Source organism: Eikenella sp. HMSC061C02, assembly GCF_001809035.1.
Taxonomy (GTDB): domain Bacteria; phylum Pseudomonadota; class Gammaproteobacteria; order Burkholderiales; family Neisseriaceae; genus Eikenella; species Eikenella corrodens.
The window spans coordinates 28878-43932 of sequence record NZ_KV795511.1; the positions used below are offsets into that span (position 1 = coordinate 28878).

A 15055-nucleotide genomic window follows, 5' to 3' on the forward strand; every position below is an offset into this window, starting at 1 on the left:
TAAAATCGCGCCCAAATCCACTTCCCGGGCTGTTCTGCCGCTTCCTGTTCTCGGATCGCGGCCTTTATCCAGCACGTAGATATAGCGCTCGCCCAGCATCACGATGCTGTTGGGTACCAGTTGCCGGCTGTCGGGTTTGGCACGGGCAAAGCCGACCACGGTGTCTTTGTCGGTGTGGGTGGAGGTGGTGGAGCGGCCTTCCGATTCATAATCTTTCCATAAGAAGGCGGTGGCGCAGCCGTTGAGCAGCATCAGGGCGGCGGCGAGGAGGAGGGGTTTCAACAGGGATTTTGCAAACATGGCTTGATCCTTTGCTTGAGTGGGTGAGTGGCCAACCTTGGATGGTTGGTAAATGGATATTAACATTCGCTTGTAGGAAAGGCTACCTGAAAAGTGCCAGAGGGCGGCAGGCTGGGGTTCAGGTAGCCTTTTCTATATATACAAGATTTCAGGTAGCCTTCTGTGCGAAAGAGGCTACCTGAAAAATATGAGGGTTCGATGGGGTTGGTTAATGGTGCGTGTGGCGTTTTCAGCCGGCTTCGGGAGGACGTGGCTGTTTGAATTCTTTGGCGGCCATTTTGAGGTAGTAGAACATTGACCACAGGGTGAGCACGCAGGCGGCGAACATGAGGGCGTTGCCCAGCCAGATGAAGTCGAGGCCGAGGGCGGGCCAGCTTTGCAGCAGCAGCAGGGTGATGGCGGCCATTTGGGCGGCGGTTTTGAATTTGCCAACGGTGGCCACGGCCACGCTGTTGCGTTTGCCCAGCTGCGCCATCCATTCGCGCAGGGCGGAGATGGTGATTTCGCGGCCGATGATGATGATGGCGCAGATGGCCCAGGTACGGTCGAGCCGCACCAAGAGGATGAGGGCAACGGCCACCATGAGTTTGTCGGCTACGGGGTCGAGGAAGGCGCCGAAATCGGAAGTTTGCTTCCATTTGCGGGCAAGGTAGCCGTCGAACCAGTCGGTTACGGCGGCGAGCACGAATAATGCGGCGGCGCAGGTGTTTACGGTTTGGATACCCACACGCCAGGAGGCGGGCAGGTAGAAAAGGGCGGTAAACAGCGGAATCATGAGGATGCGCGACCAGGTAAGCAGGATGGGGATGTTCCAGGGCATGTTGCGGTCTTTCAGTGTAGGGCTTCGTAGATTTTTTCGGCTAGGGCGCGGCTGATGCCTTCGGTTTGGGCCAAGTCGTCGATACTGGCGGCTTGGATACCGCGCAGGCCGCCGAAGCGGGTGAGCAGGCTACGGCGGCGCTTGTCGCCCACGCCGGGGATTTCGGCCAGCGAGGAGGTAACGCGGGCTTTGCCGCGTTTGCGGCGGTGGCCGGTGATGGCAAAGCGGTGGGATTCGTCGCGCACGGTTTGCAAAAGGTGCAGGGCGGGATGGTGCGGGGGGAGTTGGGTGGTAGTGCCTAAGTGCGGAATAATCAGCTCTTCGAGGCCGGCTTTGCGCTCTGGGCCTTTGGCAATGCCGACCATGGGCAGGCGGATGCCTAAATCCTGCCACACTTGCTGCGCCATGGCCACTTGGCCTTTGCCGCCGTCGATCAGCACCAGATCGGGCCATTTGCCGTCTTCTTCGTTGCCTTCGGCCAGTTTGCCGTAGCGGCGGGTGAGCACTTCGCGCATGGCGGCGTAGTCGTCGCCGGCTTTGGCGGTTTTGATGTTGTAGCGGCGGTATTGGTCGGGGCGCATGCTTTGGTTTTCATATACCACGCAGGAGGCAACGGTGGCTTCGCCTTGGGTGTGGCTGATGTCGAAGCATTCGATGCGGTTGAGCTCGGCGGTGGGCAGTTGCAGCAGCTCGGCCAAGGCTTGGACGCGTTGTTCTTGGTTTTGGTTTTGTTGCTGTTTCTGGCGCAGGGCAAGCAGAGCGTTTTGTTCGGCCATTTGCAACCACACGCGCCGCTCGCCGCTGGTTTTGGCAATAAAGCGGATTTGTTTGCCGTGCTCTTCGATCAGGGCGGCTTGCAGGTTTTCAGGTAGCCTGAAGTTGCTGATGATGATGTCGGGCTTGTCGCGGCCGAGATAATGCTGGGCAGCGAAGGCTTCGCCATAGGCAGCAGCTTCTTCGGGGGCAGAATGGCGGCTGTCGGGGAAAAAGCTTTTTTCACCCACGCGTCGGCCGTTGCGGATGCTGACCCAGTGGATACAGATGCTGCCTTGCTCGGCAGCGAGGGCGAGAATATCGATGTTGTAGGCAGCGTTGGGGTTGTTGCTGTCGATAAACTGCTGGCTTTGGATTTTGCCCAGGGCTTGGATTTGGTCGCGGTAGCGGGCGGCATGTTCGAAGTCGAGCGCTTCGGCAGCCTGCTGCATTTTGGTGGTGAGGCTTTGCAGCAGGCGGTCGGCTTTGCCGTTGAGGAATGTGGCGGCTTCTTCCACGCTGGTGCGGTAGTCCTCCTGTGAAATGTGGCCGACACAGGGAGCGGAGCAACGCTTGATTTGGTAGAGCAGGCAGGGGCGGTCGCGGTGTTCGAATACGCTGTCTTCGCAGGTGCGCAGCAGGAAAACTTTTTGCAAAATCTGAATGCTGTCGCGCACGGCATAGCTGTTGGGGTAGGGGCCGAAGTATTGGTTGGTTTTCTTCAGGCTGCCACGGTAGTAGGCCATCTGCGGGTAGTCGTGGCCGGTAAGCATGAGATAGGGGTAGGATTTGTCGTCGCGAAACAGAATATTGTATTTGGGCGACAAGGCCTTGATGAAGTTGTTTTCGAGAATCAGCGCTTCAGTTTCAGAGCGGGTTACCGTGATTTCGATGTGGGCAATCTGCCTCACCATCAGGGCAATGCGCGGGGATAAGTCGTTTTTTTGAAAATAGCTGCCCACTCGGCGTTTGAGGTTGACGGCTTTGCCAACGTACAAAACCTGCCCATCCTTATCCGAAAAGCGGTAAACGCCGGGCAGGTTGGGCAGGTTGCCGATGATGGCATGCGGGTCGAAATCAGACATGGCCGAAGGTTTGCTGGAAAGTAAAACGGCAAGACCGAACGGCCGGCTGAATCAAACCGGCTGGAGCGCCGTTAGTTGCAGAATTGATTTACGTTGCTCTGATATTGCTGGATGAGTTGCTCGCGGTTTTGGATGCGGGCAGTTTGCGCGTGTTGTAAGTTGATTTTAGCAACGTTGCAGTTGCTGGCGCGGGCAGCATTGTTATCTTCTATTACCTTGCGGTTGGCTTCTTCCCTAGCCTGGTTTTCTTCCATCTGTTTCTGGTTGGTCATGGCTTGCAGATCAGCAGCAGAGATTTCACCATTATTATTCTGCACTTGCGGCAGCTGGTTTTGCTGATGGCCAGAAGGCGCAACGGCAGGGCGCGAGGTTTGGGTGCGCACGTTCACGATGTTGCTGGTGGCCGGAACAAGGTTTCTTGGCACATCGGAATAGGTCGGGCTGCGGCTATTCCAGTGGTAAACGTCTTCTGCCATCAGGCTACCTGAAAACAGCATGGTTGCGGCGCAGGCGGCCAGCAAGGTTAATTTTTTATTCATTTGGTGGTCTTCCCGTTGAATATGGTTACATAATCGGTTTCATTGTACTTCAACTGACGGGCGAATGTCATTCTTGAAGCCTGATGCTTACTAAATGCCGACAAATTTGCTACAATGCGGCCGCATTATTAGCAACCGACAAGAAGGTTTTAATCATGCGAATCGTTGAAAAAGCCTACACCTTTGATGATGTATTGCTTGTTCCCGCCCATTCCCAAGTGCTTCCCAAGCACGTCTCGCTGCAAACCCGCCTCACCCGCAACATTTCCATTAATATGCCCCTGATTTCTGCCGCCATGGACACCGTTACCGAGGCGCGCTTGGCCATTTCTATGGCGCAGGAAGGCGGCATCGGTATTATTCATAAGAACATGAGCATCAAACGCCAGGCCGAGGCCGTAGCTAAGGTGAAGCGGCACGAAAGCGGCGTGGTGAAAGACCCGGTAACGATTGCGCCGGAAATGTTGGTTGGCCAGCTGTTGGAAATGCGCGCACAGCGCAAGCGGCAAATGTCCGGCCTGCCGGTGGTGCAGGACGGCAAGCTGGTGGGTTTGGTTACCAACCGCGATTTGCGCTTTGAAACCCGCCTCGACCAGCCGGTGTCTGCCATTATGACGCCCCGGGCCGAATTGGTTACCGTGCCCGAAGGCACCAGCATTGAAGACGCGCGCGAACTGATGCATCAGCATAAGGTCGAGCGCGTTTTGGTTGTGAACGCCCAAGACGAGCTCAAAGGCCTGATCACGGTGCGCGATATTTTGAAAACCACCGAATTCCCCTATGCCAATAAAGACCAAGACGGCCGCTTGCGCGTGGGCGCGGCGGTGGGCGTGGGCCCGGAAACCGACGAACGCGTAGCCGCCTTGGTGGCTGCCGGGGTGGACGTGATTGTGGTGGACACCGCACACGGCCACAGCCAAGGCGTTTTGGATCGGGTGCGTTGGGTGAAGGCACACTTCCCGCAAGTGCAAGTTATCGGCGGCAATATTGCCACCGCACAGGCGGCGCGCGATTTGGTGGCGGCCGGGGCAGACGCAGTGAAAGTGGGCATCGGCCCGGGCTCGATTTGCACCACCCGCATCGTGGCCGGCGTGGGCGTGCCGCAGCTGACGGCAATTCACAACGTGGCCGAAGCGCTCCAAGGCACCGGCGTGCCGCTGATTGCCGACGGCGGCATCCGCTTCTCCGGCGACGTGGCCAAAGCCCTGGCCGCAGGTGCCTCCACCGTGATGCTGGGCGGCATGTTTGCCGGCACAGACGAAGCGCCGGGTGAAATCGAGCTCTATCAAGGCCGCTCCTACAAATCCTATCGCGGCATGGGCTCGCTGGGCGCGATGAGCCAAGGCTCGTCCGACCGCTATTTCCAAGACAAACAAGACAGCACCGACAAATACGTGCCCGAGGGCATCGAAGGCCGCGTGCCGTATAAAGGCCCGATTGTGAACATCATCCACCAGCTGGTGGGCGGTCTGCGCTCCAGCATGGGCTATTTGGGCTGCGCCAATATTGCCGAAATGCACGAAAAGGCCGAGTTTGTGGAAATCACCGCCGCCGGCATGAGCGAATCGCACGTGCACGATGTGCAGATTACCAAAGAAGCGCCGAACTACCACGGGCGCTGATTTGAGAGGCTACCTGAAAATACGGCATGCTGTTTTTCAGGTAGCCTGTTTGAGTATCCTGTTCTAACCAAGTAAATGAAGAAATCAGAATAATCGGTACGTTCATTCTAACTTTGATTAATCAAAATATTAGATGAATGGAATTTAATTCTTTTGCTGCCATTGCTTTAAAAGGCTACCTGAAAACGCAATCAGGCATTTTCAGGTAGCCTGCTACTGTTCCCAACAAGATATTTTTCAATAAGATAAGGAAACCCCATGTCTTTTGCCTTTTTCTTTCCCGGCCAAGGCTCGCAGAGCCTGAACATGATGGCCGGTTTCGACAGCGTGTCCGTTGTGCGCCAAACCTTTGAGCAGGCCTCTGCCGCGCTGGGCGAGGATTTGTGGGCGATGATGAACGGCGAAGATGCCGCGCTCATCGGCCAAACCGTCAACACCCAGCCCTTGATGCTGGCCGCAGGCGTGGCCACTTACCGCGCCTACCTTGAGGCGGGCGGCAAAACCCCTGCCGCCGTGGCCGGGCACAGCCTGGGCGAATACAGCGCGCTGGTGGCCGGGGGCAGCCTGGATTTCGCCGATGCCGTGCGCCTGGTGCGCCTGCGTGCCGAGCTGATGCAGTCGGCCGTGCCGCAAGGGCAGGGCGCGATGGCCGCCATTTTGGGGCTGGAAGACGATGCCGTGCGCCAAATCTGCGCCGCCGCCGCGCAAGGGCAGGTGGCCGAGGCGGTGAACTTCAATTCGCCCGGCCAAGTGGTGATTGCCGGTGATGCCGCTGCGGTGGAACGCGCCATGGCCGCGGCCAAAGAAGCCGGTGCCAAACGTGCGCTGCCGCTGCCTGTATCGGTTCCCTCTCATTGCAGCCTGATGAAGCCTGCCGCCGAAAAACTGGCCGCCGCCCTGCAAAACGTGGCATTGAACGCGCCGCAAATCCGCGTGATCAACAACGTGGACGTGGCCTCCTACACCGACCCCGTGCAAATCAAAGACGCGCTGGTGCGCCAGCTGTACAGCCCGGTGCGCTGGACGGAAACCGTGGCGCTCCTTGTGCGCGAAGGCATTACCGAATCCGCCGAATGCGGTCCGGGCAAAGTGCTGGCCGGCTTGGCCAAACGCATCGATAAAGCCGCCGTGTGCGCCGCGCTCACTTCGCAGGAAGCAGTGGACGCATTTATCGCCGCCCATTAATTTTCAGGTAGCCTCAAACCCCTCGGGGCTACCTGAAACCCTATTTCCCACTTAAAAGGAATCCCGATATGCTTACTCAAAATCTCTCTCAGAAAATCGCCTTGGTGACCGGCGCCTCGCGCGGTATCGGCGCGGCCATTGCCGACACGCTGGCGCAAGCCGGGGCAACGGTGATCGGCACGGCCGTTAGCGAAGCAGGCGCGGCTGCCGTTGGCCAGCGCTTGGCACAATGGCAGGGGCATGGCCGCGTGTTGCAAATCACTGAAGAAAACAGCATCGAAAATTTGATTGCCGACATCGAAAAAGAGTTTGGTAAGTTGGATATCTTGGTAAATAATGCCGGTATCACCCGCGACAACCTATTGATGCGCATGAAAGAAGAAGAGTGGGATGAGATCATGCAGGTCAACCTTAAATCCGTGTTCCGCGCCAGCAAAGCCGTGTTGCGCGGCATGATGAAGCAGCGCAGCGGCCGCATTATCAGCATCACCTCCGTGGTGGGCACTATGGGCAATGCCGGGCAGAGTAACTACGCCGCCGCCAAAGCCGGCCTGATCGGCTTCTCCAAATCCCTCGCGCGCGAAGTGGGCAGCCGCGGCATCACCGTAAACTGCGTCGCCCCCGGCTTCATCGATACCGCCATGACTCAAGCCCTGCCGGAAGAAGTCCGTGCGGCCTTCACCGCCCAAACTTCGCTGGGCAAGTTTGGTGAAGCAGACGATGTGGCTGCCGCCGTTTTGTTCCTCGCCTCCGAGCAGGCGCGCTACATCACCGGCCAAACCCTGCACGTGAACGGCGGCATGCTGATGCCCTAAGCAGTAGCGCAGTTATATTTTCAGGTAGCCTGCTGCAGGAGCGTGAAGGCTACCTGAAAATTTATTCACATTAAAATTCAAATCTTTATCGAGATAACCATGCAACCCACAGTCGAACTTAAAATCCTTAACCCCAAAATGCAAGAACACCTGCCGCATTACGCCACTCCCGGTGCCGCCGGCCTAGATTTGCGCGCCTGTTTGGACGAAGCCGTAGAGCTCCCGCCCGGCAGCACCTATCTTGTGCCCACCGGTATAGCCATCCATCTGGCCGACCCGGCCTACGCCGCCATGCTGCTGCCGCGCTCCGGCCTCGGCCACAAAAACGGCATCGTGCTGGGCAACTTGGTCGGCCTGATCGATTCCGACTATCAGGGCGAACTCAAGATTTCATTGTGGAACCGCAGCAGCGAAACGTTCACCATCGAACCGATGGCACGCGTGGCACAAATGGTGATCGTGCCCGTGCTGCAGCCGCAGTTTAAAGTGGTGGAAGAATTTGCCCAGAGCTCACGCGGCGAAGGCGGCTTCGGCAGCACCGGGAAGATGTGAAGCAGGTTTGAACAAAGGCTACCTGAAAGCGAATGCAGTGAGTTTTAACTCCGTTGAAGCTGCGCTTTCAGGTAGCTTTTTTATTTACTCATGCCGTCTAAGCGGCCGCTGAAGCGGCGTTTGGGTTTCCAGAATGCCCAGCCGCTGCGGGCGCGGATTTCGAGGCTGCCGCCGTGTTCGCCGTCGGTGAGGAGGCGGGCGGCGGGGAGGTGTTTGCGTTGTAGGGCGTGCCACAGGGGGGCGAAGAATCGTTCGTCCCATTGTTGCAGGGTGTGGGCGTAGGCGTGCAGGTTGCCCAGTTCGGCGGCTTGTTGCAGTTCGTCGAGATAGAGGGCGCTGTGTTCGATTGGTGTTTGGCTCTCGGCGGAGCTAGCTTGCCAATCGGGGAGGCTGACGGGGGCGGGGCGGATTTGCGGGCTGCGGCTGTAGGCGGCCCAGGGGCTGTTGCTGCCGATTAGGGAGGGGGGCTCGGCATGGGTGTCGGGCATCTCATCCCATAGCCAGAGGGCGTTGATGGGGAGCCTGCCTTCGGCTTGGCGGCGCTGGTTGACGGGGTGTTCGTGCAGCCACATTTGGATTTCGGTTTGGCGTTGCAGCCATTGACCGTGCTGGGGGCCGACAGCTTGGGGCAGGTCGGCGTGTTGGCCGGCGATGTTGAGGATGCAGGGGGCTTGCCAGGCGGCGGGGCGGGGCAGGCGGATGCTCCACAGCTCGGGGGAGAGGGGGGCGAACTGCCAGCCGTCTTCGCCGCAGAAGGCGTTGAGGCCGTGGCACAGCACTTCGGCTTCTTCGGGGCTGATTGCTAGGCCGCTGCTTTGCAGCTGGGCGCTGTGCAGGCCGAGTTGCTGGTGTAGGGGGCTGGCGAAGGCATAGGGTTCGGCGAATAGGTGGTTGAGCTGCACGCCGAGGTGGGTGAAGCAGAAATCGGCAGGTGCGGCGGGGGCGGCTTGGAAGCGGCCGAAACGCAGCAGGCGGTTGAGGGCGGGGGTGTGCAGGCTGGGGAGTTCTTCGGGCTGCGGCCAGTTGAGGCCGGGGAGGAATAGGGTGAACATGGGTGTGCGGCGGGTTGTTTTTTTAAAGGGGAAATTTTTCAGGTAGCCCCAATCGGGATATGGGCTACCTGAAAAATAGCCGGCCTTGCGCAACAGCATTGTGCGGCATGGGGTGGTAGGGTTTCAGCCAGCCTTTTGATGCTGGCGGGCTGGGCTGAAGAGGTTATCTGAAAACGAGCTTGGCGGGCTTCTGCGGGGCTGAAATTTTCAGGTAGCCTTTTGCATGGGCATCAATGCACTTGGTAGCGCTGCAACACAGCGCGGATTTGCGGCAGGGCTGCGCGGGCGGCGTCTTCGCCGAGCTTGATGGCGTGGGCTTTTTCATCGAAACCGCCCACGGCGCCGAGGTGCTGCACTTGCGGTTTGATCACCACGTCGGCCTTGGCCAGCTCGCTGTTCAGCGCGGGCGTGCTCATGATGTTGAGGCTTTGGTCGAGGTAGGAGAAGAAGCCGCTTTGGCTGATGCGGGCGGGCTTGGCGGAAATGTCCACCGCAATCACCACGTTGGCGCCCATCTGGCGGGCGGCGGATACGGGTACGGGGGCGGTGAGGCCGCCGTCCACATAGCGTTTGCCGTTGATTACCGCGGGCTGGAAGACGTTGGGGATGCTGGCGGAGGCGCGCACGGCCTGGCCGGTATTACCGCTGCGGAATACCACGCTGCGGCCGGAGTCGAATTCGGTGGCCACGGCGGCGAATTTGCGTGGCAGGTTTTGGATGGGGCGGTTGCCCACTTGGCGGTTGATGTAGTTTTGCAGTTTTTCGCCGCGGATAAAGCCGCTGGTGGAGAGGGTTAAATCTACCAAATCGGCGCGTTGCAGGTTTTCGGCTTCACGCTGCAGGCGGGGGGCGTTCATGCCGGAGGCGTAGAGGCTGCCCACCAGGGCGCCTGCGCTGGTGCCGGTAACGATTTTCACGGGGATATTGTTTTCTTCCAACACCTTAATCACGCCGATATGGGCGAAGCCTTTGGATGCGCCGCCGCCCAGGGCCAGGCCGATAACGGCTTGGGGCTTGCGGGTGGCGGTGAGCGGCTGGCGGGAAGGGGTTTGCGAACCACTGCCGCCGAGAAGGCCACAGGCAGAAAGGGACAAGGTGAGCAGGGAGATGCCGAGGCTGCGGCGCAATAGGCTGTTCATGGGAAGTCCTTTTGAATATGGGAAAACGGGTAGTATTGTAGCGGATTGGGCGGAAGATGGTAATGCAGTGGGCGTTGGGCGGGTGATATATAATTGCATCCTCAGGCTGGCTGAAACTTTAAAGGAGGCGATATGGATTCGGAAGTGTTGTGGTCTGCCCGTGCGGCGCGGAAGCCAGATATGCGCGGGTTTTTCGGGGCGGTGGCGGTGCAGGCGCTGTGTTTCGGCGCGGCTTGGTGGTTTGGTCTCAATCCGTATTTTATGGGCGGGCTGTGCGTGTATGCTGTGTTGGGTTGGGTATGGCGCTGGCGGATAGAATGGCTGGCGCGGCCTCTGGCGGTTCAGTTGAGTGAACGGGCTGTGTGCGTTGTGCGGCGGCGGTTTTGGGGCGGGGAACGGGTGGAGAATTACGTGCTGGCGGAATTTTTCGGCGTGGCCAGCTATATGGGCGTTAGCATCTTCGGCGGAACGGACGAGCTGCGCACGGTGCTGCTGCGTGCGGATTCGGACGGGGCGTTGACGCTGAATTGGCAGCCGGCACGGCGGCAGGGACGGAAGTTTTGCTGGCTGCAACGCCGCGCGCCTGCCGCTGACAGCCCGGAAGCCGCCGCGCTGCGCGCCGAAATTTCGGAGGCAAGCGGTTTGCCTGACTATGGTTTTATCGATATGGATGAACTGAAAAAGCAGGAAAAGGCTACCTGAAAACTGCTGTTCTTGGTTTTCAGGTAGCCCGTTATTTGAAATTTATCTAAGTGTAGGAAATCGATAGCGTTGTTTACACTTTTTCTGAAGCAGATGGCTTTTGTTTTTGCTTAAATGATTTTTAAGCATCTATCCACCATTATCAAGAACAGAAAGGATTTCCCGTGTCTATCGACATTCTTGACAATGCCGGATAGATGCTCAACCAGGTCTTCAAGCAAAAGCCGAAAGTGTAAACCAACGCTGTCGATTTCCACAAATAAGGAGTAATCATCATGGCCTCAAACGCTTGGCTCTATTGGGCTTTAGCTTCGGCCTTTTTCGCAGCGCTCACGGCGATTTTTGCCAAGTTGGGTTTGCAGGGCATCGATTCGGATTTCGCCACCTTTATCCGCACATTGGTGATCATTGCGGCTTTGGCAGCGTTTTTGAGCTACACCGGCAAATGGCAGGGGGTGGGTGGTTTTTCGGGGCGCAACTGGGCGTTTCTGATTCTTTCCGGCCTGGCCACGGGGGCTTCTTGGCTGGCTTATTTCAAGGCTTTGCAGATGGGCGAGGCTTCCAAGGTGGCTCCGGTGGATAAATTCAGCATCGTGCTGGTGGCGCTGATGGCGGTGGTATTTCTCAAGGAGCGGCCGGCAGCGCAGGAATGGCTGGGGATTGCGATGATTGCCGGCGGGGTGTTGGTGTTGGCTTTGAAGCGATAGTGGATGTAAAGCAAAAGGCTACCTGAACATGAGCTTCGCAGCAATGCGCGGAGCTTGTTTCAGGTAGCCTTTATATGTGCCAAACGTTTATTTCGGCAGATAATCCATCGGATTGACGGCTCGGTTGTTTACGCGCACTTCGAAGTGCAGTTTCACGCGGTCGGTGCCGCTGCTGCCCATGGTGGCGATGGTTTGCCCGGCGGATACCTGCTGGCCTTCGCGCACGCTGATTTGGCTGTTGTGCGCGTAGGCGGTGAGCATGCCGCCGGTGTGGTTGATGAGGATGAGTTTGCCGTAGCCGCGGATGCCTTCGCCCACGTAGCTCACGCGGCCGGGGGCGGCGGCTTTCACCGGGGTGCCGGTGCTGCCGGCGATGTCGATGCCTTTACTGGAGGAGCCGTTAAACTGGGTGATGATTTCGCCCCGCACCGGCCATTGCAGGCTGCTGGGTGCGGCGCTGGTACGCTCGGCCGGGGTGCGTGTTACTGTGCGGTTGAGCGTATTGCTGGCGGATGTACTGCGGTTGGTGCCGCTGCCCACGCGCAATCGTTGGCCCACTTCGAGCTGGGAGGAGTTTTTCAGGTTGTTCCAGGCCATTAGGCGGGAGACGGGTTGGTTGAAACGTCGGCTGATGCGGTAGAGCGTGTCGCCGCGCTGCACGCGGTAGTATTGATCGCCGGAGGAGGGGCCAGCGCAGGCGGCCATGAGGGCGGTGCATAAGAGGGCGGTGCAGGCGGAAGAGAATTTCATGAAGCGCTCCGTGTGATGGGGCAGCTGGGCTACCTGAAAAATGAAAGATACAGCGGGTGTGAGCTAAGCAAATTTGCCATGTGCTCAAGTGTGCTGTAAAGAAGTGCTTCTATCATACTATAGGAAACGGCAGGTAAACAAACCGGCTGGTCGGGCGGGGTTGGTGCGAACAGGGTATGATGTGGCTGTTTGCAAAATATAGCGCGAGGAGAGGGCTATGTCTTCTGTATTCAATCCGCAGGCCGCAACCAATATTTATTGCTTGCTATTTGAGCAATACGAAACGTTAGATTTAATGGGGCCGGTGGAGTTTTTGTTCCGCCTACCGCAAACTAGGCTGCATTATGCGTCGCATGGCGGCGGTATGGTGGCTAGCCGGCAGGGTTTTGTTGTACAGACACAGCGGCTGGATAGGCTACCTGAAAATAGTATCTTACTGGTGCCGGGCGGGCAGGGCACACGGCCGCTGGTGCAAGATATGGTTTTTCTGCGTGATTTGGGCGTGTGGCTGGATCAGGCTGCTTGTTGTTTGTCAGTGTGTACTGGTGCAGCGCTGCTAGCGGCTAGTGGTCGATTGGATGGTTTGCCTGCCACGTCCAATAAACAGGCTTTTGATTGGGTACGCAGCGTGGGCAGGCTGGTGGATTGGCAGCCTGCTGCGCGTTGGGTGGCCGCTGGCCGGCTTTACACCTCTTCTGGCGTATCGGCAGGGATGGATATGACGCTTGGTTTCATTGCAGATTACTACGGTCGCGCACAGGCGGAGGTGATTGCTGCACATTGCGAATATATTTGGCACGATAACCCAGCAGACGACCCATTCGCGGTTTCTATTTTAGCTTCATAAAAGCTGTGTTTCGCTATGTTTGAGTTGTATGGAGGCTGACTCTTTCAGGTAGCCTTTGAATGCAGTGGGCTTGGGAAAACTTTGCAAAATACCCGCTTGATTTTATGTATGGCGGGCAGATATAGGGATGGCCGTTGTGCCCTAAGGCTTAAGCTTTGGATAGCGCCGATTGAATCAGCATCTGTGTGCCGAACCAGCCCCAGTAGATGCGGTGGCGCCAGATGAGGCCGTCTTTGAGCTGCATCAGCTCTAAAATGTCGATTTGCTCGCCATCGGGCGTTTGGCGCGGGTATTCCCACACGAGGAGGTCGCCGCTGGCAAGGTATTGACCGCTGCGATACCAGCGCACCAATTCGTTGGGGCGGCGGCGGGTGCCTTCTTCGAGGAAGCGGCCGATTTCGGCTTTGCCATGCAGCACGCCGCTGTTTTGATTAAGGATGATGGGCACCAGGGGCGATTCGAGCTCGGCTGCTTCGTGATACAGTGCGAGCAGGGCGGCGGTGTTGCGGCTTTTGGCGGCTTCGTGCCATTGCCGGTATATTTGTTCGGCGGTCATGATGTTTCCCAGTGTCGGATGCAAAAACCGAATGTTACGCTTGCTGAAGCTTGTAGGCTACCTGAAAAAGAGTGGAGCGAATTTCGCTAAAATAAGCGGAACGAATTTCTTTAAAACGATGCTTTGGTGTTGAGTTGCTGCGAAGCTAAAATTATTTCTTTGTTTGAAAAGGAAAAAAACGATGCGTTACCTTGGAATTTGGCTCTTGCTGTTGGCGGGGGCGGAAGCGGCTTCGATTGTGATGGTGGCTGAGCGGCTTGGCGGGATGCCCACGCTTTTGCTGATGGTGTTGTCGTTTATGGCCGGGATGGTGATGCTGCGCAACCTGGGTTTTTCTTCGGTGATGCTGGCCGGATCGCTGTTTAATAGCCGGGGCGAGGTGTCGTTTTACCAATTGCTGTGGCCGCTGCGTTATATTGTGGCGGCGCTGCTGTTGATGTCGCCCGGTTTTGTGTCCACTGCTTTGGCCTTGGTGCTGATGCTGCCGATTAAGGGCGGCCCGGCGGCGGTGCGGCCAAATCAGATGGGGCAGAACTACCGATCTTCCGGCTATGGTGCGGACGGCGACATCATCGACGGCGAGTTTGAAACCGTACGCCCGCAAGAGGAGCGCGAAGAAACCCGCCTGCTGGAGCAGCACGATCACGAGCCGCAATAAGGCTGATTCAGCTCAAAAGGCTACCTGAAAATCGATACAAAGATTTCAGGTAGCCTTTCGCTTATCCGCCGCGCGTGTACAATACGCCTTTTCCTGCAACAGCAAACCAGCAACATGAAACCGAACAGCCTCACGCAGCGCCCCATCGGCGTATTCGATTCCGGCGTCGGCGGGCTCACCGTGGTGCGCGCGCTGATGGAGCGGCTGCCCAATGAAAACATCGTTTATTTCGGCGACACCGCCCGCGTGCCCTACGGCGTGAAATCGCGCAGCACTATCGAAACCTACACCGCGCAAATCGTTGAATTCTTAATGCAGCACGACGTGAAAGCACTGGTGATTGCCTGCAATACCATCGCTGCCGTGGCCGGTGCCAAAGTGCGGCAAACCGCCGGCGGTATGCCCGTGCTCGACGTGATTGCCGCCGGTGCGCAAGCCGCACTGGCTACCAGTCGCAACGGCCGTATCGGCATCATTGCCACGTCCACCACCGTCAATTCCAACGCTTACGCCCGCGCCATCCACGCGCAAAACCCGCAGGCGCGCGTGCCTTCCCAAGCCTGCCCGCTGCTGGTGCCGCTGGTGGAAGAAGGCTGGCTTGAGCATGAAGTTACCCGCCTCACCGTGCGCGAATACCTCAAGCCGCTGCTCGCCGAAGACATCGACACCCTCGTGCTCGGCTGCACCCACTACCCCCTGCTCAAACCCCTGCTGCAAAGCGAAGCCCCGCATCTGGCGCTGGTGGATTCCGCGCTCACCACCGCCGAAGCCACCGCCGCCGCCCTTGCCGAGGCCGGCCTGCTTAACCCCAGCCAAACCCCCGCCGACTACCATTTCTATGTGAGCGACATCCCCCTGCGCTTCCAAACCATCGGCGAACGCTTCCTCGGCCGCAGCCTCGAGCAAATCGAAATGATGCGGCTGGGCTAATTGCCTCTAAGATTTTCAGGTAGCCTTGCTTGTCATCGCACAG

16 protein-coding genes and 1 pseudogene are annotated in these 15055 nt (G+C 58.0%); 9 read left to right on the forward strand and 8 right to left on the reverse strand.

The genetic code is table 11. From position 1 onward, the window contains the following. The 4 genes and pseudogenes from HMPREF2541_RS01275 to HMPREF2541_RS01290 form a co-directional block, all read right to left on the reverse strand. A pseudogene (locus HMPREF2541_RS01275) lies at positions 1 to 300 on the reverse strand (hypothetical protein); the annotation flags it as partial. A 229-nt stretch (positions 301 to 529) separates the two neighbouring features. Next, positions 530 to 1120, reverse strand: coding sequence for a CDP-diacylglycerol--glycerol-3-phosphate 3-phosphatidyltransferase (gene pgsA, locus HMPREF2541_RS01280; RefSeq protein WP_003821972.1), 591 nt, complete (start codon positions 1118 to 1120; stop codon positions 530 to 532). Between the two features lie 11 nt (positions 1121 to 1131). Next, positions 1132 to 2958 (reverse strand): excinuclease ABC subunit UvrC, encoded by a 1827-nt coding sequence (uvrC, locus tag HMPREF2541_RS01285; protein WP_003821970.1) that lies wholly within the window; start codon positions 2956 to 2958, stop codon positions 1132 to 1134. A 71-nt stretch (positions 2959 to 3029) separates the two neighbouring features. Beyond that, positions 3030 to 3497, reverse strand: coding sequence for a hypothetical protein (locus HMPREF2541_RS01290; RefSeq protein ID WP_003821969.1), 468 nt, complete (start codon positions 3495 to 3497; stop codon positions 3030 to 3032). A 155-nt stretch (positions 3498 to 3652) separates the two neighbouring features. Here HMPREF2541_RS01290 and guaB point away from each other — a divergent pair, with 155 nt between their 5' ends. The 4 genes from guaB to dut all read left to right on the forward strand — a co-directional run bounded on the left by guaB (position 3653) and on the right by dut (position 7671). Further along, on the forward strand, positions 3653 to 5119 hold the full coding sequence (gene guaB / locus HMPREF2541_RS01295; protein ID WP_035579741.1) for an IMP dehydrogenase: 1467 nt from the start codon (positions 3653 to 3655) through the stop codon (positions 5117 to 5119). A 258-nt stretch (positions 5120 to 5377) separates the two neighbouring features. Further along, positions 5378 to 6304, forward strand: coding sequence for an ACP S-malonyltransferase (fabD, locus tag HMPREF2541_RS01300; protein ID WP_003821967.1), 927 nt, complete (start codon positions 5378 to 5380; stop codon positions 6302 to 6304). A 68-nt stretch (positions 6305 to 6372) separates the two neighbouring features. Continuing rightward, on the forward strand, positions 6373 to 7119 hold the full coding sequence (fabG, locus tag HMPREF2541_RS01305; protein WP_003821965.1) for a 3-oxoacyl-ACP reductase FabG: 747 nt from the start codon (positions 6373 to 6375) through the stop codon (positions 7117 to 7119). A gap of 99 nt (positions 7120 to 7218) precedes the next feature. Next, positions 7219 to 7671, forward strand: coding sequence for a dUTP diphosphatase (gene dut, locus HMPREF2541_RS01310; RefSeq protein ID WP_003821963.1), 453 nt, complete (start codon positions 7219 to 7221; stop codon positions 7669 to 7671). A gap of 80 nt (positions 7672 to 7751) precedes the next feature. Here the strand turns inward: dut and HMPREF2541_RS01315 are convergent, their stop codons facing one another. After that, positions 7752 to 8822 carry a hypothetical protein gene (locus HMPREF2541_RS01315; protein WP_003821962.1) on the reverse strand — a complete coding sequence of 357 codons (1071 nt, stop codon included), beginning with the start codon at positions 8820 to 8822 and terminating at the stop codon, positions 7752 to 7754. 131 nt (positions 8823 to 8953) lie between these two features. After that, complete coding sequence (locus tag HMPREF2541_RS01320) at positions 8954 to 9862, reverse strand: patatin-like phospholipase family protein (RefSeq protein ID WP_003821961.1); 909 nt, start codon at positions 9860 to 9862, stop codon at positions 8954 to 8956. 132 nt (positions 9863 to 9994) lie between these two features. Here HMPREF2541_RS01320 and HMPREF2541_RS01325 point away from each other — a divergent pair, with 132 nt between their 5' ends. After that, positions 9995 to 10564, forward strand: a complete 570-nt coding sequence (locus tag HMPREF2541_RS01325) for a hypothetical protein (protein ID WP_070541352.1) — start codon at positions 9995 to 9997, stop codon at positions 10562 to 10564. Between the two features lie 275 nt (positions 10565 to 10839). Beyond that, the gene (locus HMPREF2541_RS01330) at positions 10840 to 11271 is read left to right on the forward strand and encodes an EamA family transporter (protein WP_003821958.1); all 432 of its coding nucleotides are present in this window, start codon (positions 10840 to 10842) and stop codon (positions 11269 to 11271) included. 87 nt (positions 11272 to 11358) lie between these two features. Here HMPREF2541_RS01330 and HMPREF2541_RS01335 read toward each other — a convergent pair whose 3' ends face one another. Next, positions 11359 to 12021 (reverse strand): M23 family metallopeptidase, encoded by a 663-nt coding sequence (locus tag HMPREF2541_RS01335; protein ID WP_003821957.1) that lies wholly within the window; start codon positions 12019 to 12021, stop codon positions 11359 to 11361. A gap of 217 nt (positions 12022 to 12238) precedes the next feature. Between HMPREF2541_RS01335 and HMPREF2541_RS01340 the strand changes: the two genes are divergently transcribed. Continuing rightward, positions 12239 to 12868 (forward strand): DJ-1/PfpI family protein, encoded by a 630-nt coding sequence (locus HMPREF2541_RS01340; RefSeq protein ID WP_003821956.1) that lies wholly within the window; start codon positions 12239 to 12241, stop codon positions 12866 to 12868. A gap of 148 nt (positions 12869 to 13016) precedes the next feature. On the opposite strand, the gene HMPREF2541_RS01345 is transcribed toward HMPREF2541_RS01340, so the two are convergent. Beyond that, positions 13017 to 13424: a nuclear transport factor 2 family protein gene (locus tag HMPREF2541_RS01345; RefSeq protein WP_003821953.1), complete on the reverse strand. Its 408-nt coding sequence runs from the start codon at positions 13422 to 13424 to the stop codon at positions 13017 to 13019. Between the two features lie 181 nt (positions 13425 to 13605). Here HMPREF2541_RS01345 and HMPREF2541_RS01350 point away from each other — a divergent pair, with 181 nt between their 5' ends. Further along, entirely contained in the window at positions 13606 to 14082 is a 477-nt protein-coding gene (locus tag HMPREF2541_RS01350) for an FxsA family protein (protein ID WP_003821952.1), read from the forward strand. A gap of 114 nt (positions 14083 to 14196) precedes the next feature. Continuing rightward, on the forward strand, positions 14197 to 15012 hold the full coding sequence (gene murI / locus HMPREF2541_RS01355; protein ID WP_003821951.1) for a glutamate racemase: 816 nt from the start codon (positions 14197 to 14199) through the stop codon (positions 15010 to 15012). Positions 15013 to 15055 lie beyond the last annotated feature (43 nt).